Source organism: Bacillus cereus group sp. BfR-BA-01349, from assembly GCF_022663795.1.
GTDB lineage: Bacteria > Bacillota > Bacilli > Bacillales > Bacillaceae_G > Bacillus_A > Bacillus_A cereus.
The window spans coordinates 1-1,192 of sequence record NZ_JAKUGE010000112.1; the positions used below are offsets into that span (position 1 = coordinate 1).

Below are 1,192 nucleotides of genomic sequence, written 5' to 3' on the forward strand. Positions count from 1 at the left end.
GGCTGAAAAGTTTCCCATTGATTGCTAATCCACCAATCCAATTCATTTAAAACCACGTTGGATAATAGGGGAGATATAATACCACCTTGCGGTGTTCCTTTAGTTGGGATACCTTCTCCTTGAACTTCAGATTTTAAGATTTTCGAGATAACACTTAGGAGTGATTTATCACGCACACCTAAGGTCCATAACTGCTTGAGTAATTTCCCATGACTTACGTTATCAAAGAAACCTTTGATATCTATGTCTACACAATAATGCTGACGCCCTAGATTCATTAGACTCACCATTCGACTGAGCGCATGATGAGTACTTCTGTTTGGCCTAAATCCATAACTATGATTATGGAATTTCGCTTCACATATGGGTTCAAGCACTTGTAAAATGCTCTGTTGGACAAGTCTATCCCAAATAGTAGGAATACCTAATGGGCGCATCTTATCGCTTCCCTCTTTTGGGATGTATACTCTCTTAACGGGTTGCGGTCGATACCATTTCAATCTTTTTCTGACTTGTTTTACTACCTGTGTATCATTTAAATGCCAAATATCTTTAATAGTTAATCCATCTACACCAGCGGTCTTACTACCCTTATTTGTTTTAATGTTTCTATACGCTAATCTAATATTTTCTTCTGAACCAATCATATCCATTAACTTATAGAAATTGTTACCGTTAAGACTATAGGAATATAGTTGATCATATTTCGTTTGCATATCGTAGTATTCGCTATGTCTTAGCTTGGTTTTCTTTAACATGGGCTGTAGCCTCCTTATGGAGAAACACTACATCTCTTAGTCTTACTCGAATCCATGTTAACCGTAAGTAACAATTAGCCTGCAATTGACTAGTGGCTATCCCTCCACGTTCATTAGACGTTTCATAGGTACTATGCCACCACCTTCACTACCATAAATCTAGGTTATACGACTAACTAATCTCATTAGTGCTTTCCCTAGAAACGCTTCGTCAGAAGCAAGTCCTCTGCGTTGGTAGCTTACCACGTTCCTTCATTCCTATCTGTACATACACTTTTAGGTTTCTCCTATGAGCCTGCTACCTTGATGTTGCCTGTAACAACATATGGACGTTCATAAAGGAGAGTCTTACTAGCCCACAATAGCGACACTAATTGTGTCAGCATACCTTTCGATATGCTTCCGATATAGACCCGTACCATCAGAGATTCGTC

1 protein-coding gene is annotated in these 1,192 nt (G+C 38.8%); it reads right to left on the reverse strand.

From position 1 onward, the window contains the following. Window positions 1–758 (reverse strand): reverse transcriptase domain-containing protein (locus MR169_RS27900; protein ID WP_242320390.1); only part of this gene is annotated, 758 nt, incomplete at its 3' end. Window positions 759–1,192: the final 434 nt, after the last annotated feature.